General features: G+C 70.3%; 23 protein-coding genes and 2 tRNA genes. 15 read left to right on the top strand and 10 right to left on the bottom strand.

Translation table 11 applies throughout. From position 1 onward, the window contains the following. Positions 1–6 precede the first annotated feature (6 nt). Complete coding sequence (locus ACZ53K_RS00325; protein WP_468830081.1) at positions 7–690, top strand: AIM24 family protein; 684 nt, start codon at positions 7–9, stop codon at positions 688–690. A gap of 21 nt (positions 691–711) precedes the next feature. Next, positions 712–1,470: an AIM24 family protein gene (locus tag ACZ53K_RS00320; protein WP_468830080.1), complete on the top strand. Its 759-nt coding sequence runs from the start codon at positions 712–714 to the stop codon at positions 1,468–1,470. A 101-nt stretch (positions 1,471–1,571) separates the two neighbouring features. Here the strand turns inward: ACZ53K_RS00320 and ACZ53K_RS00315 are convergent, their stop codons facing one another. Together ACZ53K_RS00315 and ACZ53K_RS00310 are read right to left on the bottom strand one after the other, a co-directional pair. Further along, positions 1,572–2,099: an NUDIX hydrolase gene (locus tag ACZ53K_RS00315; RefSeq protein ID WP_468830078.1), complete on the bottom strand. Its 528-nt coding sequence runs from the start codon at positions 2,097–2,099 to the stop codon at positions 1,572–1,574. Further along, a complete protein-coding gene (locus ACZ53K_RS00310) occupies positions 2,096–3,583 on the bottom strand; it encodes a zinc-dependent metalloprotease (protein ID WP_468830076.1) in 1,488 nt (495 codons plus the stop codon). Before ACZ53K_RS00310 ends, ACZ53K_RS00315 begins: the two co-directional genes overlap by 4 nt. Before the next feature lie 193 nt (positions 3,584–3,776). Between ACZ53K_RS00310 and ACZ53K_RS00305 the strand changes: the two genes are divergently transcribed. The 4 genes from ACZ53K_RS00305 (at position 3,777) to ACZ53K_RS00290 (ending at position 7,220) form a co-directional block, all read left to right on the top strand. Beyond that, positions 3,777–4,928, top strand: a complete 1,152-nt coding sequence (locus ACZ53K_RS00305) for an SDR family oxidoreductase (protein WP_468830074.1) — start codon at positions 3,777–3,779, stop codon at positions 4,926–4,928. 233 nt (positions 4,929–5,161) lie between these two features. After that, entirely contained in the window at positions 5,162–5,623 is a 462-nt protein-coding gene (locus ACZ53K_RS00300; RefSeq protein ID WP_468830072.1) for a molybdenum cofactor biosynthesis protein MoaE, read from the top strand. 161 nt (positions 5,624–5,784) lie between these two features. Further along, positions 5,785–5,964, top strand: a complete 180-nt coding sequence (locus tag ACZ53K_RS00295) for a hypothetical protein (protein ID WP_030662384.1) — start codon at positions 5,785–5,787, stop codon at positions 5,962–5,964. Between the two features lie 164 nt (positions 5,965–6,128). After that, positions 6,129–7,220: a YlbL family protein gene (locus ACZ53K_RS00290; RefSeq protein ID WP_468830070.1), complete on the top strand. Its 1,092-nt coding sequence runs from the start codon at positions 6,129–6,131 to the stop codon at positions 7,218–7,220. A gap of 200 nt (positions 7,221–7,420) precedes the next feature. Here ACZ53K_RS00290 and ACZ53K_RS00285 read toward each other — a convergent pair whose 3' ends face one another. Further along, a complete protein-coding gene (locus tag ACZ53K_RS00285) occupies positions 7,421–7,975 on the bottom strand; it encodes a PPA1309 family protein (RefSeq protein WP_468830068.1) in 555 nt (184 codons plus the stop codon). A 136-nt stretch (positions 7,976–8,111) separates the two neighbouring features. On the opposite strand from ACZ53K_RS00285, the gene ACZ53K_RS00280 reads away from it, so the two are divergent. From ACZ53K_RS00280 to ACZ53K_RS00265, 4 genes are all read left to right on the top strand, one after another. Next, a complete protein-coding gene (locus ACZ53K_RS00280) occupies positions 8,112–11,036 on the top strand; it encodes a UPF0182 family membrane protein (protein ID WP_468830749.1) in 2,925 nt (974 codons plus the stop codon). Positions 11,037–11,114: 78 nt separating this feature from the next. Further along, positions 11,115–11,188: transfer RNA gene (locus tag ACZ53K_RS00275), tRNA-Met, on the top strand. Positions 11,189–11,396: 208 nt separating this feature from the next. Continuing rightward, positions 11,397–13,259, top strand: a complete 1,863-nt coding sequence (locus ACZ53K_RS00270; protein ID WP_468830066.1) for a tetratricopeptide repeat protein — start codon at positions 11,397–11,399, stop codon at positions 13,257–13,259. A 159-nt stretch (positions 13,260–13,418) separates the two neighbouring features. Further along, positions 13,419–13,492: transfer RNA gene (locus tag ACZ53K_RS00265), tRNA-Met, on the top strand. 221 nt (positions 13,493–13,713) lie between these two features. Here the strand turns inward: ACZ53K_RS00265 and ACZ53K_RS00260 are convergent. After that, complete coding sequence (locus ACZ53K_RS00260; protein WP_468830064.1) at positions 13,714–14,133, bottom strand: Fur family transcriptional regulator; 420 nt, start codon at positions 14,131–14,133, stop codon at positions 13,714–13,716. Between the two features lie 138 nt (positions 14,134–14,271). On the opposite strand from ACZ53K_RS00260, the gene ACZ53K_RS00255 reads away from it, so the two are divergent. After that, positions 14,272–15,753 carry a catalase gene (locus ACZ53K_RS00255; RefSeq protein ID WP_468830062.1) on the top strand — a complete coding sequence of 494 codons (1,482 nt, stop codon included), beginning with the start codon at positions 14,272–14,274 and terminating at the stop codon, positions 15,751–15,753. A 102-nt stretch (positions 15,754–15,855) separates the two neighbouring features. Here ACZ53K_RS00255 and ACZ53K_RS00250 read toward each other — a convergent pair whose 3' ends face one another. Continuing rightward, positions 15,856–16,269, bottom strand: a complete 414-nt coding sequence (locus tag ACZ53K_RS00250) for a CBS domain-containing protein (RefSeq protein WP_468830746.1) — start codon at positions 16,267–16,269, stop codon at positions 15,856–15,858. 198 nt (positions 16,270–16,467) lie between these two features. Beyond that, positions 16,468–17,271: a histidinol-phosphatase gene (gene hisN, locus ACZ53K_RS00245; protein ID WP_468830060.1), complete on the bottom strand. Its 804-nt coding sequence runs from the start codon at positions 17,269–17,271 to the stop codon at positions 16,468–16,470. Positions 17,272–17,412: 141 nt separating this feature from the next. Here hisN and ACZ53K_RS00240 point away from each other — a divergent pair, with 141 nt between their 5' ends. Continuing rightward, positions 17,413–18,075, top strand: coding sequence for a TetR/AcrR family transcriptional regulator (locus tag ACZ53K_RS00240; protein WP_468830058.1), 663 nt, complete (start codon positions 17,413–17,415; stop codon positions 18,073–18,075). Between the two features lie 16 nt (positions 18,076–18,091). Here ACZ53K_RS00240 and ACZ53K_RS00235 read toward each other — a convergent pair whose 3' ends face one another. From ACZ53K_RS00235 to ACZ53K_RS00220, 4 genes are all read right to left on the bottom strand, one after another. Continuing rightward, the gene (locus ACZ53K_RS00235; protein WP_030022114.1) at positions 18,092–18,415 is read right to left on the bottom strand and encodes a DMT family transporter; all 324 of its coding nucleotides are present in this window, start codon (positions 18,413–18,415) and stop codon (positions 18,092–18,094) included. 89 nt (positions 18,416–18,504) lie between these two features. Further along, positions 18,505–19,512, bottom strand: coding sequence for a ribosome small subunit-dependent GTPase A (rsgA, locus tag ACZ53K_RS00230; RefSeq protein ID WP_468830056.1), 1,008 nt, complete (start codon positions 19,510–19,512; stop codon positions 18,505–18,507). A gap of 13 nt (positions 19,513–19,525) precedes the next feature. Then, a complete protein-coding gene (gene aroA / locus ACZ53K_RS00225; protein WP_468830054.1) occupies positions 19,526–20,893 on the bottom strand; it encodes a 3-phosphoshikimate 1-carboxyvinyltransferase in 1,368 nt (455 codons plus the stop codon). A 169-nt stretch (positions 20,894–21,062) separates the two neighbouring features. Continuing rightward, positions 21,063–21,776: a M50 family metallopeptidase gene (locus ACZ53K_RS00220; protein WP_468830052.1), complete on the bottom strand. Its 714-nt coding sequence runs from the start codon at positions 21,774–21,776 to the stop codon at positions 21,063–21,065. Between the two features lie 330 nt (positions 21,777–22,106). Here ACZ53K_RS00220 and ACZ53K_RS00215 point away from each other — a divergent pair, with 330 nt between their 5' ends. Genes ACZ53K_RS00215 through ACZ53K_RS00205 form a run of 3 tightly spaced genes read left to right on the top strand, consistent with a single transcriptional unit; the run spans position 22,107 to position 23,639 of the window. Beyond that, on the top strand, positions 22,107–22,313 hold the full coding sequence (locus tag ACZ53K_RS00215) for a hypothetical protein (protein WP_468830050.1): 207 nt from the start codon (positions 22,107–22,109) through the stop codon (positions 22,311–22,313). Beyond that, a complete protein-coding gene (locus ACZ53K_RS00210) occupies positions 22,294–22,812 on the top strand; it encodes a DUF6879 family protein (protein WP_468830048.1) in 519 nt (172 codons plus the stop codon). The genes ACZ53K_RS00215 and ACZ53K_RS00210 overlap by 20 nt, the downstream gene beginning before the upstream one ends. Then, positions 22,809–23,639, top strand: a complete 831-nt coding sequence (locus ACZ53K_RS00205; RefSeq protein WP_468830046.1) for a helix-turn-helix domain-containing protein — start codon at positions 22,809–22,811, stop codon at positions 23,637–23,639. The genes ACZ53K_RS00210 and ACZ53K_RS00205 overlap by 4 nt, the downstream gene beginning before the upstream one ends. Positions 23,640–23,754: the final 115 nt, after the last annotated feature.

Here is a 23,754-nt window from a genome sequence, read left to right as displayed (position 1 = left end):
CCCGCCATGTACGAACAGCAAGTCCCGGGCCACGCCCCGACCGCACCTGCCGCCCGCATGGAGAACCACGGCAGTGCGATGGTGAAGATCGCCATGCAGAGCGGCCAGGACGTCTTCGCCCGCACCGGCTCGATGGTCGCCTACGAGGGCTTCGTCCAGTACGAACCCAACCCGCCCGCGGTCCGCCAGATGGCCTCCCAGTGGCTGACCGGCGAGGGCGCGCCCCTGATGAAGTGCACCGGCGACGGTCTGCTCTACCTCGCCGATTACGGCGCGGACGTCGTCTGCGTCAACCTCAACGGCGAGTCGCTCTCCGTCAACGGCACCAATCTCCTGGCCTTCGACGCCCACCTCCAGTGGGGTGTGCAGCGCGTCAAGGGCATGGCGAAGTTCGCCGGCCAGGGCCTCTTCAACGTCGGCATATCGGGCACCGGCTGGGTCGCGCTGACCTCCCGCGGCACCCCGATCGTGGTGGACTGCGGCCGCGGCGAGGACGAGACGTACGTCGATCCGGACGCGCTCGTCGCCTGGTCGACGAATCTGAAGATGAAGGGCAAGCGCAGCTTCAAGGCGTCCTCGATGATCGGGCGCGGCAGCGGCGAGGCGTACCAGCTCGGCTTCTCCGGGCAGGGCTTCGTCGTCGTACAGCCCAGTGAGGACAGCACCGACCGGCTCCGGGCCCGGGGCTGAGGGGGAGGACGTCAAGCCATCATGCAGAGTCCGCTTTTCGCCTATACCGAGGCGCAGACCCAGGACCGGTACGTGCTGCAGAACCCGCAGCTGCTGCGGGTCGCCCTGCAGGGCCACGAGGACCTGCTCGCCCGTAAGGGCAGCATGGTCGCCTACCAGGGGCTGCTGGAGTTCGACGGGAATTATCAGACGCCCGGCCAGCAGCACGCCCGCGCCGCCTCCGGTGAGGGCCTGGACCTGATGCGCGTCTCCGGGCAGGGCACCGTCTACCTGGCCAACCTCGCGCAGTATGTGCACGTCATGGACGTCGATCACGACGGCCTGACCGTGGACAGCAGCTATGTGCTGGCGCTGGACTCCGGCCTCCACTGGGAGGTGATCTCGGTGGACAGCCAGTACGGGATCTCCGGCACCGGCAAGTACCAGCTCAACATCTCCGGCCGGGGCAAGGTCGTGCTGATGACCTCGGGCCAGCCGCTGATGATGCAGGTCACCCCGGACAAGTACGTCAACGCTGACGCGGACGCGGTGGTCGCCTGGTCCGCCTCGCTCCGGGTGCAGATGCAGGCGCAGACGCACTCCTCGGGCGTATGGCGGCGCCGCGGCAGCACGGGCGAGGGCTGGGAGCTGAGCTTCCTGGGACAGGGCTACGCGCTCGTCCAGCCCAGCGAGCTGCTGCCGCCGCAGAACGCCCATATCGGGTCCGGTCTGGCCGCCCAGTTCGGCATGGGCCAGCAGGGTGCCCACGGCCAGAACCAGGGCAACATCTTCACCAACTGAGGCGCGCCGGCCGTAGCGCGCACAGGCGGGCCGGCCACCACCTCACACACAGGCCGCCCGCGACCTCTCCGTACGAGAGCGCGCGGGCGGCGCAACGTGTTCTACAGGAGCGCGCGGGTGTGCTCCACGAGCCGTACGACCGAGTCGTCCGCCACCGCCGCCACCTCGTCGTACGCGAACCAGCGAAGATCCAGCGACTCGTCGCTGATCACCGCCTCGGCGCCCTCCGGGGCCAGCGCCGCGTACTGCACGTCCAGGTGCCACGCGCAGGGCGTCAGATGCCGGTCCAGGCGCACCGGACCGCCCAGCAGCGTCAGCCCGGACGCGATCCCGGACTCCTCGCGCGCCTCGCGCAGGGCCGCGTCCGCGAGCGTGGCGTCCTCCGGCTCGCAGTGCCCGCCCATCTGGAGCCACATCTTGAGCTTGCGGTGCAGCGTCAGCAGGACCCGGCCGCGCGGCGGGTCGATGACCAGCGCGCTGGCCGTGATGTGCCCGTCCTTGCAGGGTTTGCCCATGCCGTCGGGGTGGGCCGCCAGGTGGTCCAGGTAGGAGAGCCGCAGCCGGTCCTGCTCGGGGGACGGCGCGGGCCACTCCTTGAGGACCCGCGCCGCGTCGTCGTGAAGGCTCACTTCTCGCCGTCGCCCTTGTCGCCGTCGTCCCCGGGCTTGCCGCCCTCCTCGGAGCCGCCCTGGGCACGGCCCTCGCCGGTCTCCTTGGTGAGGTCCGGCTTCCCGGCGCCGCCCGCCGCCTCGCCGAGCATCTTGTCCAGCTCGGAGAAGTCCAGCTGCTCGTGGTGGACAAACCCGTCCGGGTCGTCCAGGTCGGCAGCCGTCGGCAGCATGTCCGGGTGCTCCCACAGCGCGTCGCGGCCGTCCAGGCCCCGCGCGTCCGTCAGCAGGGCCCACAGCCGCGAGGCATCCCGCAGGCGCCGCGGACGCAGCTCCAGGCCGATGAGGGTGGCGAAGGTCTGCTCGGCCGGGCCGCCGGTCGCCCGGCGCCGCCGCAGCGTCTCGCGCAGCGCGTCGGCCGACGGCAGGTGCGGGGAGGCGGCGGCGTGCACCACCGCGTCCACCCAGCCCTCGACGAGGGCCAGCGCCGTCTCCAGCCGGGCCAGCGCCGCCTTCTGCTCCGGGGTGTCCTCGGGCTGGAACATGCCCTGCTGAAGGGCGTTCTGCAGCTCCTCGGGGTGCTGCGGGTCGAGCTGGCCGACCACGTCCTCCAGCTTGGTCGTGTCGACCTTGATGCCGCGGGCGTAGCCCTCGACCGCGCCGAACAGATGCGAGCGCAGCCACGGTACGTGGGCGAAGAGCCGCTGGTGGGCGGCCTCGCGCAGGGCCAGGTAGAGCCGCACCTCCTCCTCGGGCACGCCGAGGCCGGAGCCGAAGCCTGCGATGTTGCCCGGCAGCAGCGCGGCCTTCCCGGCCGGGCCCAGGGGCAGCCCGACGTCCGTGGAGCCGACGACCTCGCCGGCCAGGACGCCCAGCGCCTGCCCGATCTGGGTGCCGAACATGGCGCCGCCCATGGAGCGCATCATGCCGAGCAGCGGGCCCGCCATGGCCTGCATCTCCTCGGGCAGGACGTCGCCCATGGCCGCGCCGACGCGCTCCGCGACCGGGTCCACCAGGTCCTTCCACACCGGCAGGGTCTCCTCGACCCACTCGGCGCGGCTCCACGACAGCACCGTGCTCGCGCCCGACGGCAGCGACGTCACACCGTCCAGCCACAGGTCGGCGAGGCGCACCGCCTCTTCGAGGGCCGCCCGCTCACCGGGGGAGACGCTCGCGTCCTTGGTGCCGTCCTCGGCACCCTGCGCGACGGTCTGCCGCGCGATGTCCTTGGCCATGTCCCAGTTCACCGGGCCGCCCTCGTACGAGAGCATCTGGCCCAGCTTCTGGAAGGCGGCGCCAAGATCGCCAGGGTTCATCTCGCCACCAGGGCCGCCCATGCCGCCGAAGAGCGCGGCGAACGGGTTGTCCGCGCCGCCGCTCCCGCCGCCGAATCCGAACGGGTTCGCGGGGCCCTGGCTACCTCCCTGGCCGCCCTTCTTCTTGCCGTTGTCGCCGTCCTCCGGCTCCTCCGGCGGAAGGCCGAATCCAAATGGGGTGTCACTCACGGGTTTCCTCGGCTCGTAGGGCCGCCGGCCAGGGGGCCGGCGGCGGCTGCCCGACATTCTCTTCCAGCCTAGACACCCGCCCCGCTCCGGGGCTCGGTGCTTCGCCGTCCCGGCGCCTGCGGCAGGATGGACGCCACCTGGTACGTACGCGTCAGCACGCCTACGCACTGAAGACAACCGCTGGAGACGCCCGGTGAGTTCCCCAGATCCGACCGTTCGCGCAGCGCGAAACGCTGCGACCGACACCGAGAACGCAGGAAAACAGGCGGACGCCGCGCCCGCCCGGCCACTGCGCCGCCCCGTCATCGCGGTCACCGGCGCCGCCTCCGGCGTGGGCGCCCTGCTGACCCAGGCCCTGGCCGAGTCCGACGAGGTCAAGCGCGTGGTGGCCATCGACGAGCGGCGCGGCGAGACCACCGAGGCGCACTGGCACGTCCTGGACGTCCGGGACCCGGCCATCGCCGAGAAGCTGCGCGGTGCCGACGTCGTCGTGCACCTCGCCGTCGACCTCGACCTGGAGACCGACGCGGCGGCCCGTACGGCGTACAACGTGCGCGGTACGCAGACGGTCCTCACGGCCGCCGCGGCCGCCGGCGTGCACCGGGTCGTGCTCTGCACCTCCGCCATGGTCTACGGTGCGCTCCCGGACAACGACGTGCCGCTGGCCGAGGACGCCGAGCTGCGGGCCACCGCCGACGCCACCGGGGTCGGCGACCTCCTGGAGATCGAGCGCCTGGCACACCGCGCGCCCCGCGCGCACCCCGGCCTGAACGTCACCGTCCTGCGCCCCACCGTCCTGGTGGGCGGTACGGACACCGCGCTGACCCGCTACTTCGAGTCGCCGCGGCTGCTGGTCGTCGCCGGTTCCCGCCCCGCCTGGCAGTTCTGCCACGTGGAGGACCTGGTCAGCGCGCTGCAGTACGCCGCGCTGGAGAAGGTCGAGGGCGAGCTCGCGGTGGGCTGCGACGGGTGGCTGGAGCAGGAGGAGGTCGAGGAGCTGTCCGGGATCCGGCGCATGGAGCTGCCGTCCTCGGTGGCGCTCGGCGCCGCCGCCCGGCTGCACCGCATCGGCCTCACGCCGTCGCCCGCCGGGGACCTCGCGTACACGATGCACCCGTGGGTGGTCAGCGGCAGCCGGCTGCACGAGGCGGGCTGGCGCCCCCGGTGGACGAACGAGGAGGTGCTGGCCGAGCTGCTGGAGGAGGTCGCGGGCCGGCACACGGTCGCCGGCCGCCGGCTGGGCCGCAAGGACGCCACCGCGGCCGGAGCGGCCGGCGCGACGGTCGCCCTCCTGGGCACCGCCGCCCTGGTCCGCCGCGCCCGCAAGGCACGCCGCCGCATCTGAGAGCCCGGGGGGCGGGCGTCTACGGGGCCCCATGGAGGGCGAGTGTCTGCACGGCCGGGGGAGGCGCCCTGTATGGCTGCGGGGGCAGCCTCCCCGCGACGGACAGAAGGCCCCGTGCGGCCGCAGGGGAGGCTCGTACCGTCGGCGCCTGTAGGAGTCTCCAACCCGGCCTCCCGCAGGACCGGTGGAAAGGCCATGCCCCGCGCCGCCCCGCGGTACGGCACGATGGAGCCATGCCAGGCACGTATGACCACCCGGGCGAGCAGGGTGCGGCGGACGCGATCCGCCTCCTCGCGGTCCGTGACACCCCGCTGTCCTTGGACGAGGTCTTCGCGGCCGTCGGCGACCCTGCCGCCGGTGGCACGGCCCTGTTCGTCGGTACGGTCCGCTCCCACGACGGCGGCGCCGACGTCGATGCCCTGGGCTACTCGGCGCACCCGAGCGCCGCGGCCGAACTGCGCCGCGTCGCCGAGAAGGTGGCCGCCGACTTCCCGGTGCGCGCGCTGGCCGCGGTGCACCGCGTGGGGGAGCTGACCATCGGTGACCTGGCCGTCGTCGTGGCGGTCTCCTGCCCGCACCGGGCGGAGGCGTTCGCGGCCTGTCGAAGGCTGATCGACGACCTCAAGCACGAGGTGCCGATCTGGAAGCACCAGCGTTTTTCGGACGGTACGGAGGAGTGGGTCGGCGCCTGCTGACGGCCGGTTCCGGGCGGTGGTGTCCGTTCCGGTCGGTATTCGGCAAAGCCTTTACGCGCGCTCCAGTTGCGTAACCCGGCCCCTGGCGTAAGCGTTGACCTGGCAGATGGTTAATCTGCTTATTCGTCGTTGCGGTTGTTACAAGGGGTCGGGAGGCCGCTATGGGTGCGCTCCTCTGGTTGCTGATTCCGGTTCTCGCCGCCATCGCCGCCGTCGTGTGGAGCAGTTGGGCATCACGCAACCGCAGGACCGGGGATGTCGCGGAGCTGGCGGGTTACGCGCGTTTCCGGGAGGCGATGGAGAAGCCCGAGAAGGCGCATTCCGGTTCTGACGCGGCATGAGCATGACGGACTGAGCCGGGGCCGTGGCGGGCGTACGCGGACGCAAGCGGCCGCCGTGGCCCCGGTTGCCCGACGCCTTGCCCGGTGCCCTCGCCCGGCTCCGCCCGCCCCCGGACGGACGGCCCCGGGAACCGGGTGTCGGAGGCGTCCCGTACTGTCGTTCCATGCCACGCCGCACCGCGACGCTGCTCGCCTCTCTCGTGACGCTGATTGCGCTGATCTGCGCCGGGATGGTGATCCCCGTTCCGTATTCGGAGATGTATCCGGGGCCCACGACCAACACCCTGGGCGAGCACAAGGGCGAGCCGGTGCTGCAGATATCCGGCCACAAGACGTATCCGACCTCCGGCAACCTGAACATGGTCACGGTCCGGGTCACCGGCGCCGAATACCGGATGAACCTCTTCGAGGCGGTCGTCGGCTGGCTGAAGCACGACAGCCTCGTGGTGCCCCACAAGACGCTCTATCCGGAGGGCCAGACGGCGGAGCAGTCCGACCAGCAGAACGCCGAGGAGTTCAGCCAGTCCCTGGAGAGCGCCAAGGTCGCCGCGTTCAAGCAGCTGGACATCCCGGTCGGCTCCCAGACGGTCGTGGCATCCGTCGTCAAGGACGCCCCCGCGGACGGCAAGCTGCACGCCGGTGACGTGATCAAGGCCGTGGACGGTACGGAGATCAAGGCCAACGCGGACGTCGCCGAGCTGGTCACCAAGCACAAGCCCGGGGAGCAGGCCGTCTTCACGGTCATCCCGGCCAAGGAGGCGGCCGCGGCCCAGAAGAAGGGCAAGCGGCCCGAAGGCCCCACCAAGGACGTCGCCGTCACGACCGCGAAGGCGAAGGGCGGCCGGGCCGTCGTCGGCATCCAGGCCGGCATCGACTACACCTTCCCGTTCAACGTCGACATCAAGCTGGCCGACGTCAGCGGCCCCAGCGCCGGGCTGATGTTCGCCCTCGGGATCATCGACAAGCTCACGCCCGAGGACCTGACCGGCGGGAAGTTCGTGGCCGGTACGGGCACGATCGACGCCGACGGCAAGGTCGGCCCGATCGGCGGCATCGCGATGAAGGTCGTCGGCGCGCGCAACAAGGGAGCGGAGTACTTCCTCACGCCCAAGGACAACTGCGCGACCGTCGTCGACGACCACCCGGAGGGCCTGCGCCTGGTCAAGGTGGACACCATCAAGGACGCGCTGACGTCGCTGGAGAAGATCCGCAAGGGGGACACGGCCGGCCTGCCGAGCTGCCCCGCGAACAAGTAGGCGGTCCGCACCCGGGCCCGGCCCGGCAGCCGCGGCCGCCCCGGGGTCCCGTACGCGGCCCGTAAGCGGGCCTGGCAGAAGACCTCAAGAGGACCCGTACGCGGTCCGCAGGAGCCCTCCGCCCCGTGCCACGGCGGCCCGGGCCGGGACAGCCGCCCCGGCCCCGGACAGGCCGCTCCGTCAGTTTCCGAGGGCTCTCGTCAGCTCTCGAAGGTGGCGGCCAGCGCGTCCGCCAGCCCCGGCACCAGCTCCGCGCCGGTCAGCACCTCGGACGTGGCGTCCTTCTCCCGCAGCCGCAGCGCCGACTCGCGCGCCCCGTCCCGCAGCACCGCCACCGTCATCCGCACCTCCTGGCGGTCCGGATGGCCGGCGACCCACTTCGCGAGCTGCGCGTCGTCCATGCCCTCCGGTACGGAGTCCTCGGCGGACGGCGGCAGCATCAGCCGCTCGACGGTCATCGCGCAGCCGGCCACCGCGTCCGGCCAGCCGATGGTGGCCAGGAATTCGTCCAGCGGGGCGCCGGCGGGGATCTCGTCCTGCTCGACCGGGGTCAGCGAGGCGGTGGTGGAGTCGTCGATGCCGAGCTGTTCGGCGAGCGAAGGTTCCTGCTCGCGGAGCCGGGCGGTGTCCACGAGGGCGAAGAGGCGGGCGGGCTGGTCCCAGCCGAGCCCGGCGGCGTACTCGTCGATTTCGAGCACGGCACGGGTCAGCGGGCTGGCGGCAAGGGGGGTGCCGTCGACGGGAAGGTTGTTCATGCTCAATATCGTGCCCTGCCGACCCCGGAAAACGGGAACCGAGTAAAGCCTTAGTAAGTTGCAACAGTGGGTCCTACTATCGCCGGGCCTGCTCAACACGACAGCGAACTTCGAGGTGCGCACCTTGGCTTTCCAGATGCCGGACCGCGGCGGAGGCCCGACAGGGCCACGGATCAGAGTCGGCCGACCGTCCCGGCGGGTCCGGACCCTGCTCATGACACTGGGCGTGCTGGCCGTGCTGGCCATGCTCTTCGTCATGTTCTCCGGGTTCTGGACCGACTGGCTCTGGTACCGGTCGGTCAAGTTCTCCTCGGTCTTCACCACCACGTTGTGGACCAAGATCGGACTGTTTCTCGCCTTCGGCGCCCTGATGGCCGCCGCGGTCGGCGTCAACATCTGGCTGGCGCACCGCCTGCGGCCGCCGCTGAGCGCGATGTCCATGGAGCAGCAGAGCCTGGACCGCTACCGGATGGGCATCGCGCCGTACAAGAAGTGGGCGCTGATCGCGGTCACCGCGGTGGTGGGCCTGATCGCCGGCGCCTCCGCCTCCGGCCAGTGGCGTACGTGGCTCCAGTGGGTCAACGGGGTGCCGTTCCACCAGAAGGACCCGCAGTTCGGCAAGGACGTTTCGTTCTACGCCTTCGACCTGCCCTGGTACCGCTTCCTGCTCAGCTTCGGCTTCGCGTGCGCGGTGCTGTGCCTGATCGCCGCGGCGCTCACGCACTACCTGTACGGCGGGCTGCGCGTCACGAGCCCCGGCTCGCGCGCGACGGCCGCCGCCACCGGCCACCTCTCCGTGGTGCTGGGCATCTTCGTGTCGCTCAAGGCCATCGCGTACTGGCTCGACCGGTACGGCCTGGCGGTGAAGTCCAGCGGGCTGAAGTCCGCCGACGGCTGGACCGGGCTGCGCTATGTGGACGCCAACGCCTATCTGCCGGCCAAGACGATCCTGTTCTTCATCGCGGCGATCTGCGCGGTGCTCTTCTTCGCGACGCTGTGGCGCCGCACCTGGCAGCTGCCGGTCATCGGCTTCGGCCTGATGGTGCTCTCCGCCGTCCTGATCGGCGGCCTGTATCCGGCCATCGTGCAGAAATTCCAGGTCCAGCCGAACGAGCAGGCCAAGGAAGCGCCGTACATCAAGCAGAACATCAAGGCGACCCGCGACGCGTATGACATCAACGGTGTCGACGTGCAGAGCTACGACGGCAACTACAAGCCGAAGGACGACACGGAGCGGCAGAAGCTGCGGGACGCCGCCGACACCACGGCGAGCGTGCGGCTGCTCGACCCGAACGTGGTCTCCCCGTCCTTCCAGCAGCGCCAGCAGGTCCGCAGCTACTACCAGTTCCCGTCCACGCTCGACGTCGACCGGTACAAGGACAAGGACGGCAAGGACCAGGACACCGTCATCGGTCTGCGTGAGCTGAACCTCAACGGCGTCTCCGAGCGGAACTGGATCAACGACCACTTCAAGTACACCCACGGGTTCGGCGCGGTGGCGGCCAAGGGCACCACGTTCGCCGAGGGCGGCGAGCCCGCCTACACCGAGAGCGAGCTGCCCTCGAAGGGCCAGTTCGGTCCGTACCAGCAGCGGGTGTACTACGGCGAGAAGACCACCCAGTACTCGATCGTGGGCGGGCCGCAGAAGGAGCTGGACTACTCCTCCGACAAGAGCGGCGAGAAGAGTTACAGCTACACGGGCAAGAGCGGGGTCAATCTCGCCAACCCGATCAACCGCGCCGCCTACGCGGTCGCGTTCGGTGAGCCGCAGATCCTCTACTCGGGCGCCATCGGCGAGGGTTCGCGGATTCTGTACAACCGCACCCCCAAGGAGCGCGTGGAGGCGGTCGCCCCCTGGCTGACCATCGACGGGGACGCCTATCCGGCGGTCATCGACGGCCGGATCAAGTGGATCGTCGACGCCTACACCACGAGCAACGGCTATCCGTACGCCTCGCGCACCACGCTCGGCGACACCACCGCCGACTCGCTCACCGACGGTCAGCGGGCGGTCGTCGCCCAGCAGAACCAGGTCAATTACATCCGCAACTCGGTCAAGGCCACGGTCGATGCCTACGACGGCTCGGTCAAGCTCTACGAGTGGGACACCAAGGACCCGGTCCTGAAGACCTGGATGAAGTCCTTCCCCGGGACGGTCGAGAAGAAGAGTTCCATCGGCAAGTCCCTGATGGAGCACATGCGCTACCCGCAGGACCTCTTCAAGGTGCAGCGCCAGCTGCTGACGACGTACCACGTCACCGACCCGAACACCTTCTACACGGGCAGCGAGCGCTGGCAGGTCCCGAACGACCCGACGAACAAGTCGGGCAACTCGGTGCCGCCGTACTACCAGAGCCTGAAGATGCCGGACCAGAAGGCCCAGACCTTCGCGCTCACCACGACATTCACACCCAACAAGCGCGACAACCTGGGTGCGTTCATGGCGGTCGACGCCAACGCCAACAGCGGTGACTACGGCAAGATCAGAGTGCTCAAACTGCCGTCCCAGACACCGGTGCCGGGCCCCCAGCAGGTGCAGTCGAAGTTCAACTCCGATCCAAAAATCGCCAATGAGCTGAACATCCTGAAGAAACTCGGTGACTCCGAGATCGAGTACGGCAACCTGCTGACGGTTCCGATGAACGGCGGCCTGCTGTACGTGGAGCCGGTCTACCTGCGCGGCGCGGGCACCAACTACCCGCTGCTGAAGAAGGTGCTGGTCAGTTACGGCGAGAACGACCCCGTCCTGGGCAACAACCTGGCCGAGGCGCTCGACGTCGTCTTCGGCAAGAAGCCACCGGGCTCCGGCACGCAGCAGCCGCCGTCCGACGGCGGTGACACGGGCAAGCAGCCGCCGGCCGACCAGACGGTCCAACAGGCCCTCGACGACGCGGTGAAGGCGTACGACGAGGGTGAGAAGGCCCGCAAGGAAGGCGACTGGGCCGGCTACGGCGAGGCGCAGAAGAAGCTGAAGGCGGCGCTGGACCGGGCGGCCGAGGCGGAGAAGAAGTCCGCACAGAAGGGTGACGCCGGCAAGAACGGCGGTACCGGCGGAGGCTGATTCCGCGGCCCGGCCCCCGGGCGCTGACCGGCGGGTCGGGCACCACCTCCGCGCCGTGGTACCTTGGATACACAACGGCGCGGGGTGGAGCAGCTCGGTAGCTCGCTGGGCTCATAACCCAGAGGTCGCAGGTTCAAATCCTGTCCCCGCTACTGAAGAACGAAGGCCCGGATCCTTGGGATCCGGGCCTTCGTCATGTGTGGCGCGACACGCCCGGACGGGCGCGCCTTTTCCAGATGTGAACGGAAGTGGAGGAGAACGGAGTTTGGCATGTCTCTGTATCGGGAAGTCGACAAAACGCTGTAGTGACCTCACTGGCTGCGGTATACCAGGTGTACGCGGGTTGCGGGTGGTGCGACGATGGCCCTCATGGGGGACAAGGCAAGGTTGTTGGAGACAGGCCGGTTTGTGCACGCGCCCGACGACGGGCGCGAATCCAGGACGCCGGACGGACGGGACGCCGTGCTTCCGGACCAGCGTGACGCCGACATGCCGCTGGACGTGATCGAGGCCGACGCCGCCGCCGAGGCGTCCGAAGCCGTGACCGAAGCCCACCACCGCCGCGCCGCCGAGGCCGGCGACACCGCAGCCATGAGCGTGCTGGGCGCGACGCTGCTGCGCCGCGGCGACCTGGACGGCGCCGAACCGTACCTGCGCTCCGCCACCGCCGCGGGCGACCGCGCGGCGGCCAACAACCTGGGCGTCCTCCTGCACCAGCGCGGGTACGCGGACGAGGCGGCGGGCTGGTGGCGGGTCGCCGCCGTCGCCGGATCCGCCGCGGCCGCCCACGCGCTGGGCCGCTTCTACCGTGAGCGCGGCGACGAGCCCGCCGCCGAGTACTGGCTGCGCCAGTCCGCCGAGTCGGGCCACTGCCTCGGCGCGTACGCCCTCGCCGACCTGCTGGAGCACCGCGGCGACGTGGGCGCCGAACGCTGGTTCCGCGCCGCCGCCGAGCGCGGGCACCGCGAAGCCGCGTACCGCCTCGCCCGCCTGCTGGACGACCGCGCCAACACCGTGGGCGGCGAAGGCACTCCGGACGCCGAGGCCGAGCAGTGGTACCGCCAGGCCGCCGCGCGCGGGCACCGCCGTGCCGCCCTGCACCTGGGCACGCTCCTGGAGGAGCGCGGCGACACCCAGGAGGCCGGTCGCTGGTACCTGACCGCCGCCAAGGGCGGCGAGGCACGGGCCGCCTGCGCCCTCGGCTTCCTGCTGCGCGACGCGGGCGACGAGGAGAGCGCCGCCGAGTGGTGGCGCCGCGCCGCCCAGGACGGCGACGGCAACGCCGCCAACGCGCTGGGCGCGCTGCACGCCGACCGCGGCGAGACGCAGACCGCCGAGCGCTGGTACCGCGCCGCACTGGACGCCGGCGATGTGAACGGCGCGTACAACATCGGCCTGCTCTGCGCCGAGCAGGGCCGGGAAGGCCGCGGCGAGCAGTGGTACCGCCGCGCCGCCTACGCGGGGCACCGCGAGGCCGCCAACGCGCTCGCCATCATGCTGCTCCAGCGCGGCGACTCGGCCGGCGCCGAGCCGTGGTTCTCCAAGGCCGCCGAGGCGGGCAGCGTGGACGCCGCCTTCAACCTCGGCATCCTGTACGCCGAGCGCGGCGCGGAGCGGATGGCTCACGAGTGGTACGAGCGTGCCGCGGCGGCCGGCCACACCGAGGCAGCCCTCCAGGTCGCCATCGTCCAACTGCGCGACGGTGACACGGACGCCGCCGAGCGGAATCTGCGCTGCGCGGCGGAGGGCGGCAGCGCCGAGGCGGCGTTCCGACTCGCCGATCTGCTGGACCGCCGTGACGGTGGTGCGGTCGAGCGGCGGCAGGACGACGAGTGCACCCGGTGGTACGAGCACGCCGCCCAGCAGGGGCACCGACGCGCGCAGGTCCGGGTTGGCATGTTCGCGGCGGCGCGGGGCGATGTGGTGGAGGCCGCGCGCTGGTACCGCGCCGCGGCCGAGGCGGGCAGCCGCAACGGCGCCTTCAACCTCGGCCTGCTGCTGGCCCGCGAGGGCAGCCTGCCCGAGGCTGCCCTGTGGTGGACTCGCGCGGCCGAGGACGGGCACGGACGCGCCGCCCTGCGGCTGGCCCTGCTCGCCGCCCGGCGCGGAGCGCTCGCCGAGGGCCACCAGTGGTGCCGACGGGCCGTGGAGCTGGGACCGCCGGAGGTCGCGGAGCGCGCGGCGCGGCTGCGCGAGGCGCTTCAGGAGGAGCTGAGCGCGTAGGCCGCCCGCCCGGTGCGAGACATGCCGTACGGGGTGGCGTCGGCTGCCCCGTACGGCGCGGCCATGGGCCGTCCGGCCGTACGGATGCCGCTGGCCCCAGGGCAACGGAACGTGATTTGCGCTGGTCGTCGCGGTGAGGTTACAGTAGACACACAACGGCGCGGGGTGGAGCAGCTCGGTAGCTCGCTGGGCTCATAACCCAGAGGTCGCAGGTTCAAATCCTGTCCCCGCTACTGAAGACGAAGGCCCGGATTCTCAGGAATCCGGGCCTTCGCCATATGGGCGCACGGGACTCCGGTGCGTCAGCCGCCGGTGCGTTCGCCCTTCGGGCCCCGGGGCGTACCGGAGGTGTTGTGGGAGGGGCGGGCACGACGAAGAGCCCGCGCCGGTCGGAGCGGGCTCGGGCTCTTCGGATGGCTGGTGCGGTCGGCGGTGATGCGGCCGCCGCCCGGGCTCAGCTGTGGGAGTGGCAGTTCGGGCAGATGCCCCGGTACGTCACCGACACCTCGGAGACCTGGAAGCCGAACCGTTCCGGCACCGGCAGCGCGGCGAGCGGGTCGCTGTCCAGGTGGACGTCCTTTATCGTCCCGCACCGCGAACACACCAGGTGCTGGTGGTCGTGGTGGGCGTTGGGGTCGTACCGCTTGGCGCGGCCGTCCGTGCTGACCTCCAGCACCTCGCCGAGCGAGACCAGCTCGCCCAGCGTGTTGTACACGGTCGCGCGCGAGATCTCCGGCAGGCGCTCGGTCGCCCGCGCGTGCACTTCGTCAGCGGTGTAGTGGACGTGGTCCCCGTCGAGGACCTCGGCGACGACGCGTCGCTGCGCGGTCAGCCGCCAGCCGCGTCCCCGGAGTCGTTCCAGCAGGTCACTCATGCCAATCACCTATCAGTCAGATAAGGCCAGGGTAGCAGTGGCTCGTCCATCACCGGATTCGGTACGAGTTTCGGGTTCTTCTTGACTTAGACATTGTCCAATGTAGGATCGGATGCGGCGCAAGCCAAGGGCAGGTTCATGACTCAGGAGGCGCACGTGTCGGTACAGAGCAGCACCGGACCGCTGACCACGGAGGCCGGGGCTCCGGTCGCGGACAACCAGAACAGCGAGACGGCCGGCATCGGCGGTCCCGGACTCATCCAGGACCAGCTCCTGATGGAGAAGCTCGCGCACTTCAACCGCGAGCGCATCCCGGAGCGCGTGGTGCACGCCCGCGGCGCCGGCGCCTACGGCACCTTCACGGCCACCGCCGACATGTCGCGCTACACCCGCGCCAGGTTCCTCTCCGAGGCCGGCAAGCAGACCGAGACCTTCCTGCGGTTCTCCACCGTCGCCGGCAACCTCGGCTCCGCCGACGCGGTGCGCGACCCGCGCGGCTTCGCGCTGAAGTTCTACACCGAAGACGGCAACTACGACCTCGTCGGCAACAACACCCCGGTGTTCTTCATCAAGGACGCCATCAAGTTCCCCGACTTCATCCACACCCAGAAGCGCGACCCGTACACGGGCTCGCAGGAGGCGGACAACGTCTGGGACTTCTGGGGTCTGTCGCCCGAGTCCACCCACCAGGTGACCTGGCTGTTCGGTGACCGCGGCATCCCGGCGTCCTACCGCCACATGGACGGTTTCGGCTCGCACACCTACCAGTGGAACAACGAGGCCGGCGAGGTCTTCTGGGTCAAGTACCACTTCAAGACCGACCAGGGCATCAAGTCCCTGACCCAGCCCGAGGCCGACAAGCTCGCCGGTGAGGACCCGGACAGCCACCAGCGCGACCTGCGCGAGTCCATCGAGCGCGGCGAGTTCCCGAGCTGGACCGTCCAGGTGCAGATCATGCCGGCCGCCGACGCGGCGACGTACCGCTTCAACCCGTTCGACCTGACCAAGGTCTGGCCGCACGCGGACTACCCGCCGATCGAGATCGGCAAGCTGGAGCTCAACCGCAACCCGGAGAACGTCTTCGCCGAGGTCGAGCAGTCGATCTTCTCCCCGCACCACTTCGTGCCGGGCATCGGCCCCTCGCCCGACAAGATGCTCCAGGGCCGGCTGTTCGCCTACGGCGACGCCCACCGCTACCGCGTCGGCATCAACGCCGACCACCTGCCGGTCAACCGCCCGCACGCCACCGAGGCCCGCTCGCACGGCCGCGACGGCGCGCTCTACGACGGCCGGCACGGCGGCGCGAAGAACTACGAGCCGAACAGCTTCGGCGGCCCGGTGGAGACCGGCCGTCCGATGTGGCAGCCGATCGCGGTGAGCGGCACGACCGGCGAGTCGGAGGCGCCCTCGCACGCCGAGGACAACGACTTCGTGCAGGCCGGCAACCTGTACCGCCTGATGACGGAAGAGGAGAAGGAGCGTCTGGTCGGCAACCTGGCCGGCTTCATCTCCAAGGTCTCGCGCGATGACATAGCCCAGCGCGCGATCGAGAACTTCCGCAAGGCGGACCCGGACTACGGCAAGCGGCTGGAGGCCGCGGTCCAGGCCCTGCGCGGCTGACCCTTCCCTTGCCGTAACACCGAAGAGGCCGGACGCCAGTGGGCTCCGGCCTCTTCGCGTACGCGTCGGCGGTCGCGGGGATTCACTCCCGCACGCGCGCGGTCATGCCGGTACGGCGTCGACCCGCTCCTCCCGCCGTGCCGCGGCGGAGGCCCGGCACCGGATGATGTCGCGGACCGACACGATCCCCACCGGTTCCCGGTCGTCGAGCACGATGAGATGCCGGAAGCCGCCGTGCACCATGGCGTCGGCGGCCTCGTCGAGCGTCCAGCCGGGAGCGGCGAAGACCACGTCCGAGGTCGTATGGGCCTGCGCGGTCTCCCGGTCCGGGTCCTCTCCCGCGCCCAGGGAGTTGAGAATGTCGCGCTCGGTGAGGATGCCGAGCCCGCTGGTGTCGGTGTCCAGGACGACGGCCGCGCCGACGCGCCGCGCGGCCATCAGATGGGCTGCCTGGCGCAGCGTGTGGGCGGGCCCGATGGTGAGGACCACCGTGCTCATGGCGTTGCGCACGTACATGGGCATGGAATGGAGCCACCTCCTTGTCGCTTGCGGGTGCACCGTGCGTGCACCTTGCGAATCGATTCACAAGTTCACAAGCTTCGGTGCTCTCATGTTCACATGCGTCCGGGGGTGCAACAAGGGGCGCGGAACGGGCGGTTGCCATTTCGCGCCCCCGGGTGTCCGCTCGTATGCGAGTTCGAGCCGGATGGAGTCTCAGCGGCGCCCGTCACCGATGTAGTTGAGCAACTCCTCGTGCAGCAGCCCGTTGGAGGCCGCGGCATTCCCGCTGTTCGGGCCCGGCACGCCGTCCAGACCGGTGAACCGGCCGCCCGACTCCTGTACGACGACGGCGCAGGCCGCCATGTCCCACAGCGACAGCTCCGGCTCGGCGCAGATGTCCACCGAGCCCTCGGCGACCATCATGTACGGCCAGAAGTCGCCGTAGCCGCGGGTGCGCCAGCAATCCCGGGACAGTTCGAGGAAGCCGGGCAGCCGGCCCTGCTCCTCCCAGCCGGTGAGCGAGGAGTACGCGAACGACGCGTCCTGGATACGGCTCACCTGCGAGGCCTGGAGCCGGCTGGCGGAGGTCAGGCTGCGGCCTGTGTACGCGCCGAGCCCCTCGGCCGCCCACCAGCGCCGGTTGAGCGCGGGCGCGGAGACGACGCCGACCACCGGGCGGTCGCCGCCCTCGCCGCGCTCCATCAGGGCGATCAGCGTGGCCCAGACCGGCACCCCGCGCACATAGTTCTTCGTGCCGTCGATGGGGTCGATGATCCAGCGGCGCGGGCCCGAGCCCTCGCTGCCGAACTCCTCGCCCAGGACGGCGTCGCGCGGGCGGGCGCGCTGCAGATGACCACGGATCAGTTCCTCGGCCGCCTTGTCGGCCTCGCTCACCGGAGTCATGTCCGGTTTGGTCTCGACCTTGAGGTCGAGTGCCTTGAACCGCTCCATGGTCGCGGCGTCGGCGGCGTCCGCCAGGACGTGGCCGAGGCGGAGGTCATCGTGATAGTCGGGCATGTGCGAACAGTATCGACTGGTCTCCGGCACGAGCCACATGACCACGGTTGCCCGGCGCGTACGGACCCTTGACAGCCCCTGGCGGCGAGTCAATTCTGTGCGGCACACCGGCCATCTGGGCCGGCGGCCTGGGAGGCGACCATGCCTACAGCGCGAGAATCCCTGCTGGACGCCGCCTACGCGGCGCTCGCGGCCAGGCCGTGGGCGGGCGTCCGGATGGTCGATGTGGCGGCCGAGGCCGGGGTGTCCCGGCAGACCCTCTACAACGAGTTCGGCAGCAAGGAGGGCCTGGCCCGGGCCCTGGTACGGCGGGAGACCGAGGGCTATATGGCCGGGGTGGCCCGGGCCCTCGCGGAACCGGGACCGGGCCCGGACGCGGGCCCCGGAGCGGCGGGCGACGACGTGGAGGCCCGGGTCGTGGCCGCCGCCGCGTGGACCGTACGCGCCGCGCGGACCAATCCGCTGGTGCGCGCGGCGCTGACGGGCTGCTGGAGTGAGCGCCTGCCGGCGCCGGCGGGTGGAGTGCCGGGCCAGCGCGGGACGTACTCCGGGGGCGCGAGTACGCACCCGGGGGCGCGCGCCGAAGGAACCCCGCCGGGTCCGACCGATCTGGTGGGCCGGTTCTGCGACTGCGCGATGGCCGCGCTGGAGGCCGACTGGCCCAAGGAGGACCTTCCCGCGCTGGGCACCGCCTGTGCCACGGCGGCCCGCCTCACCCTCTCGTACGTGGTGGCCCCCGCCGAACCGGAAGACCTCACCCGCCAGCTCCACCGGGCCTTCGCCCACGCCGCCCACCGCACCTGACCGCCACCGCACCGAGCTAGTGAGCCGAGCCCGACAACTGGAGGCCGATGACGCCGACGATGACGAAGGCGATCGAGACGAGCTTCAGGGTGGAGACGAGGTCGCCGAGGAAGACCATGCCGTAGATGGCGGTGCCGGCGGCGCCGATGCCGGTCCACACCGCGTACGCCGGGCCCACGTCCAGCTTCTTCAGCGAGAGGGTGAGCAGGCCGAAGCTGCCGAGGGCGAAGCAGGCGAAGGCGATGGTGGGCCAGAGCCGGGTGAAGCCGTGGGAGAGCTTGAGGCAGACCGCGAAACCGGTCTCCAGGAGCCCCGCCACCACGACGAGCAGCCACGCCATGTCCATGCCTCCGTACGGTCTGTGACCGCTTCGCCAGCCTTGGTGTGATTATGCATTCACCGCGGCGGCGGGGCAGCAAACTTGAGCGATCAGTCCCCTTCGCGTCGCTCCCGGGTGGCCAGCAGACGGCGTAGTGAGTACAGCCGGGCCGGGTCCGCGTGGCCGTCGGCCACCCACTGGTCCAGGGCGCAGTCCGGCTCGTCGTGGCTGCACGCGCGCGGGCAGTCGGCGGTGCCGGGGACCAGGTCGGGGAAGGCGAGGATGACCCGGGCCGGGTCCACGTGGTGCAGGCCGAAGGAGCGGATGCCGGGGGTGTCGATGACCCAGCCCGTGTCGCCCGGCAGCGGGAGCGCGAGCGCGGAGGTCGTGGTGTGCCGGCCGCGTCCGGTCACCGCGTTGACGTGGCCGGTGGCCCGTGCGCGGTCCGGCACCAGCGCGTTGACGAGCGTGGTCTTGCCGACGCCGGAGTGCCCGACGAAAGCGGTCATGTGGCCGTGCAGCCGCTCGCGCACCCGCTCGGCGGCGGTGCCGTCGGTGAGTTCGTCGCGGTTGGTGACGACGTACGGGACGCCGATCGTGCCGTACGACTCCAGGAGGGAGTCGGGGGAGGCCAGGTCGGACTTGGTCAGGACCAGCAGCGGGTCCAGTCCCGCGTCGAACGCGGCGACCAGGCAGCGGTCGATCAGCCGCGGCCGCGGCTCCGGGTCGGCGAGCGCGGTGACGATCGCGAGCTGGTCGGCGTTGGCGACGACCACCCGCTCGAACGGGTCGTCGTCGTCCGCCGTACGCCGCAGGGTGGAGCTGCGCGGCTCGACCCGGACGATCCGCGCGAGGGTGTCCTTCGCGCCGGACAGGTCGCCGACGACCGCGACCCGGTCACCGACGACGACGGACTTGCGGCCCAGTTCGCGGGCCTTCATCGCGATGACCTTGCGGTCCTCGATGAGGCAGGTGGTCCGGCCCCGGTCGACGGTCAGGACCAGGCCCTCGCTGGCGTCCTCGTGCTTGGGCCGGATGTTCGTACGAGGGCGGTTGCCCTTGCGGTTGGGACGGACGCGGATGTCGTCCTCGTCGGGGTTCTTGCCGTAGCGCCGCATGGTCGAAGGAGCCTCAGCCTCTCCGCGCGGGGGCCGTGGCCTCGCCGAGCATTCCGGTCCACAGGGCGGGGAAGTCGGGCAGCGTCTTGGCGGTCGTCGCCACGTTCTCGACCTGTACGCCCGGTACGGCCAGGCCGATGATCGCGGCGGCGGTGGCCAGCCGGTGGTCCTCGTATGTGTGGAAGATGCCGCCGTGCAGCGGGCGCGGCCGGATGTGCAGGCCGTCCTCGGTCTCCGTGACGTCGCCGCCCAGCTCGTTGATCTCCTTGGTGAGCGCCGCCAGCCGGTCGGTCTCGTGGAGGCGCAGATGGGCGACGCCGCGCAGAGTGGAGGGGGAGTCGGCGAGGGCGGCCACCGCGGCGATGCCCGGGGTCAGCTCGCCGACCTCGCTCAGGTCGACGTCGATGCCGTGGACGCGGCCGGTGCCGGTGAAGGTCAGGCCGCGCTCGGTCAGCTCGCAGGAACCGCCCATGTCGGTGAAGATCTCGCGCAGCGCGTCGCCGGGCTGGGTGGTGCGCTCGGGCCAGTCGGGGATGGTGACCCGGCCGCCGGTGACCAGCGCCGCCGCCAGGAACGGCTGGGCGTTGGACAGGTCCGGCTCGACGATCAGGTCGCGGCCCAGCAGGGCGCCGGGGGTGACCCGCCAGACGTTCGGCTCGCCGCCGGACTCGGGGGTGTCCACCTGCGCGCCGACGCTGCGCAGCATGTCGACGGTCATCCGGATGTGCGGCATCGAGGGCAGCGCCGACCCGACGTGCCGTACCTCGACGCCCTGGTTGAAGCGCGGCGCGGACAGCAGCAGGGCGCTGACGAACTGGGACGAGGAGGAGGCGTCGATCTCCACGGCACCGCCGTCCAGGGCCCCGCCGCCGAAGACCGTCATGGGCAGCGCGCCGCGGCCGTCGTCGTCGATACGGGCGCCGAGCGAGCGCAGCGCGTTGATCACGCCGTCCAGCGGGCGCTCGTAGGAGCGGGGGTCGCCGTCGAAGCGGATCGGGCCGTCGGCGAGGGCCGCGACCGGGGGCAGGAAGCGCATGACCGTACCGGCGTTGCCGACGTCGACAGTGGCCGGGCCGTGCAGACCGGCCGGGATCACCCGCCACGACTCGCCGCCGCCACCGTCCGCGCCGGCCGTCGCGGCGGCGCTGGAGGGGGCGGTCTCCTCGATGCCGACGCCCATCGTGCGCAGTGCCTCGGCCATCAGCAGGGTGTCCCGGGAGCGCAGCGGACGGCGCAGCCAGCCGGGTTCGGAGGACAGGGCGGCGAGGACGAGGCCACGGTTGGTGACCGATTTGGAGCCGGGCACGGTGACGGTGGCGTCGACCGCTCCGGCAGCGACGGGGGCGGGCCAGAGGGCGGGATGCGCGGGGCTCTCGGTCATGTCCCTCACTTTAATGGCTGGGCGGGGGTGCAGATCTTGATCAAAAGTGGCGCAACCTGCAGGAAACACGGCACTGATAGTGCAGGCCGGGTCACTGTCCGGCGCCATGCTCCCGCTGCCGCGCTCCGGGGTGCGTACCTGCGGGCGCGGGCGCACCGTCCGTACCGGCTCACAGGTCCAGCAGCCAGCGCCCGCCACCGGCCAGCGAGCACAGCGTCACCAGGTGGAAGAGGCCCAGCCAGACGGCCGCCGGTACGCGGGTGAGCCGGGCCAGCTGGTCGGGGTCGGAGTCCCCGGCCCGGCCGCGGCGCCGCTTGCCCTGCAGCTCGAAGGGCGGCCGTACGCCGCCGAGCAGCAGGAACCACACCACCGCGTACGCGAACGCCGCCTGCACGTCGGGGGCGGTCAGCCAGGAGACGAGGAAGAAGGCGGCCCCGGAGAGCACGACGGTCAGCACGCCGTACGCGTTACGGATCATCATCAGCATCGCGGCGAGCAGTGCGGTGGCGCCCCACAGCAGCGCCGTGATGTGCCCGGAGGCCAGCAGCCAGGCGCCCAGCAGCCCCAGCAGGGACGGCGTGATGTACCCGGCGGCCGCGGTGAGGATCATGCCGAGACCGGTCGGCCTGCCGCGCGAGACCGTCAGCCCCGAGGTGTCCGAGTGCAGCCGGATGCCGGACAGCCGGCGGCCGCTGAGCAGGGCGACCAGCCCGTGCCCGCCCTCGTGGGCGATGGTGATGGCGTTACGGGACAGCCGCCAGGCGCGGTACGGGGCGATGGCGCCGAGGGCGAGCACCGCGGTGACGATGACGAGCCAGGGCGGCGGGTCGGGCTGGATGCCGAAAACCCTGTCCCATACGTCGGTGATATGACCGGTGTCCATCTCTCCCCTTGGTGTGGCGTGGCACTGTGGCATACATGTGCGGACGGTATGGAAGCCGTTCAGGTAACACGACTCCCCTGCGTTACCAAACCCGCAGGTCATAGGCTTAGAGCCCCGGTTCACTCCGGGGCTCTTTGCGTACCCGTGCTGACTCCGTGCTGGGTTTGGTGGAGCCCGTTTCGGAGTGGTTGGGGGCACTGCGATGGTGTCGTGCTGACCAAGACGCTCTGACGGGGGAGGGCGGTTTCCTGTTCTCTCAACTGGCACACCTTGACCCGCTGTCACGCGCTCGGGAGCATCGGACACACAACCTCACACCAGGGGGAAGACATGCCCGCTAGGCGACTCGTCGGCGAATGCGAGGGCGGCACTTGCGCCACCCTGTACGCCGTTGACGGCACCGGTGACTTACTCGTCCAGGGGTACAACACCAGCGAGGCGGAGACGGCCGGAATCGACGTTCCGGCGGGGGAGTCCGTAGTCCGCATCCCCGCCTACATCATCGAGAGGTACGCCCGTGAATATCTCAACGGATGAGTTCGGGAAACTCTTCACCACGTTCGAGCGGGAAGCGTTCCGGCTGGAAGCGCTGGACGATTACAGCGGCTCATCCAACCCGGGAATGATCCGCGCTTTTCTGGCCGGGGAGCCCCAGCCTGCCGAGTACAACCAGCAGTGGGTTGACGACGTACGCGCAAACACCGAAGCGGGTAAGCGCATGTATCGCGTCCACGTGGTCTCGCGACCGCTTACGGATTACCTCCGATTCGAACTCGGATGGGGCTACGTCAAGAACCAGACGGCAGGCGAAGAGTTCTTCATCCTTGACACTACCGACCGGGATAATCCGGTTTCCGGCGTGCCGGATTTCTGGATGTTTGACGAATCTCAGATCGCCTCGATGAACTATGGCGAGAACGGGAAGTTCCTCGGAGCTGAACTACAGACCGACGCATCCCAATGGCTCGAAATTCGGAATGTCGCAATGCGGAATTCCGTGCCGTTCTCCGACTGGTGGGCACAGTACGGCGAGTGAACAATATCGACATCGGGCAGGCACTGCGGAAACTGCGAGAGGCCAGCGGGAAGCAGGCCAAAGTCGTGGCCCGTGGCGCTGCCATGTCGCCAAGCAAGCTCAGCAAGATTGAGAATGGGGTACTTGCGCCTAGCGTCATCGACGCAGAACGCATCTTGGCGGCGTTGGAAGTCTCCGGGGAGGCCAAGACCCGGCTAATGGAGATTGCCCGGCAGGTAGCCACGGAGGCCACCGCATGGCGCATCTACCGACGCTCGGGACTCCACAAGCATCAGGAAGAGATTAGGGCCATTGAGGCCAGTACCACGCTACTCAGGCTGTTTCAGCCGTCCTGCATCCCCGGACTACTCCAGACCCCCGAATATGTGAGGGGAATCCTGGAAGGCTGGAATCTTACCGAAGACGCACTAGAGAAGATGGTCGGTGCTCGACTCAAGCGCCATGATGTGCTGCACCATGAGGGGCGAAGCTTCCATTTTCTGATCACAGAATCAGTGCTCCGCTGGGAGATAATTGGGGTTCGGCCGATGGCAATGCAGTTGGACAAGATCATCAGCATGTCGAGATTCCCTAACATCACGATCGGCGTTATCCCGCAGCGGGGAGCCAAGCCAGGACTGCCCACATCGGCATTCGTCCTCTTTGATACCCGGCTAGCCACAATCGAAGTCCCGCACGCCGAGATCACCACTACTGAGATTCCCGACATCGACCTCTACCTGGACAAGTTCCGGAAGTTCGAGCGAGTGGCCGTTACCGGCGACGACATGCGGGACCTCGTGTCAGGCATTCGGGACGACTTCTTGAGGCAACAGGAAACGGACTAGAGGATTCGCCACGGCGGCCCGAGGATGTATCCATGCCGTCCGAACCGAAGAACCACAGGCAGAGCGTTCCGCAGGGTTGGCGGATGGACCCGATCCCGAGCCGCCGGGCTTACCG

The sequence above is a fragment of the Streptomyces sp. NPDC033221 genome (genome assembly GCF_055577005.1).
This window is presented reverse-complemented; position numbering and strand designations above follow the sequence as displayed.

What these genes read in the sequence shown, in the direction of transcription:
- ACZ53K_RS00235 (WP_030022114.1), bottom strand. Translation starts at nt 18,415, where the DNA reads ATGGCGTGGCTGCTCGTCGTGGTGGCGGGGCTCCTGGAGACCGGTTTC.
- rsgA (WP_468830056.1), bottom strand. Translation starts at nt 19,512, where the DNA reads ATGCGGCGCTACGGCAAGAACCCCGACGAGGACGACATCCGCGTCCGT.
- ACZ53K_RS00300 (WP_468830072.1), top strand. Translation starts at nt 5,162, where the DNA reads ATGCCAGGCACGTATGACCACCCGGGCGAGCAGGGTGCGGCGGACGCG.
- ACZ53K_RS00270 (WP_468830066.1), top strand. Translation starts at nt 11,397, where the DNA reads ATGGCCCTCATGGGGGACAAGGCAAGGTTGTTGGAGACAGGCCGGTTT.
- ACZ53K_RS00295 (WP_030662384.1), top strand. Translation starts at nt 5,785, where the DNA reads ATGGGTGCGCTCCTCTGGTTGCTGATTCCGGTTCTCGCCGCCATCGCC.
- ACZ53K_RS00320 (WP_468830080.1), top strand. Translation starts at nt 712, where the DNA reads ATGCAGAGTCCGCTTTTCGCCTATACCGAGGCGCAGACCCAGGACCGG.
- ACZ53K_RS00285 (WP_468830068.1), bottom strand. Translation starts at nt 7,975, where the DNA reads ATGAACAACCTTCCCGTCGACGGCACCCCCCTTGCCGCCAGCCCGCTG.
- ACZ53K_RS00255 (WP_468830062.1), top strand. Translation starts at nt 14,272, where the DNA reads ATGACTCAGGAGGCGCACGTGTCGGTACAGAGCAGCACCGGACCGCTG.
- ACZ53K_RS00260 (WP_468830064.1), bottom strand. Translation starts at nt 14,133, where the DNA reads ATGAGTGACCTGCTGGAACGACTCCGGGGACGCGGCTGGCGGCTGACC.
- ACZ53K_RS00220 (WP_468830052.1), bottom strand. Translation starts at nt 21,776, where the DNA reads ATGGACACCGGTCATATCACCGACGTATGGGACAGGGTTTTCGGCATC.
- ACZ53K_RS00240 (WP_468830058.1), top strand. Translation starts at nt 17,413, where the DNA reads ATGCCTACAGCGCGAGAATCCCTGCTGGACGCCGCCTACGCGGCGCTC.
- ACZ53K_RS00325 (WP_468830081.1), top strand. Translation starts at nt 7, where the DNA reads ATGTACGAACAGCAAGTCCCGGGCCACGCCCCGACCGCACCTGCCGCC.
- ACZ53K_RS00290 (WP_468830070.1), top strand. Translation starts at nt 6,129, where the DNA reads ATGCCACGCCGCACCGCGACGCTGCTCGCCTCTCTCGTGACGCTGATT.
- aroA (WP_468830054.1), bottom strand. Translation starts at nt 20,893, where the DNA reads ATGACCGAGAGCCCCGCGCATCCCGCCCTCTGGCCCGCCCCCGTCGCT.
- ACZ53K_RS00215 (WP_468830050.1), top strand. Translation starts at nt 22,107, where the DNA reads ATGCCCGCTAGGCGACTCGTCGGCGAATGCGAGGGCGGCACTTGCGCC.
- ACZ53K_RS00280 (WP_468830749.1), top strand. Translation starts at nt 8,112, where the DNA reads ATGCCGGACCGCGGCGGAGGCCCGACAGGGCCACGGATCAGAGTCGGC.
- hisN (WP_468830060.1), bottom strand. Translation starts at nt 17,271, where the DNA reads ATGCCCGACTATCACGATGACCTCCGCCTCGGCCACGTCCTGGCGGAC.
- ACZ53K_RS00250 (WP_468830746.1), bottom strand. Translation starts at nt 16,269, where the DNA reads ATGTACGTGCGCAACGCCATGAGCACGGTGGTCCTCACCATCGGGCCC.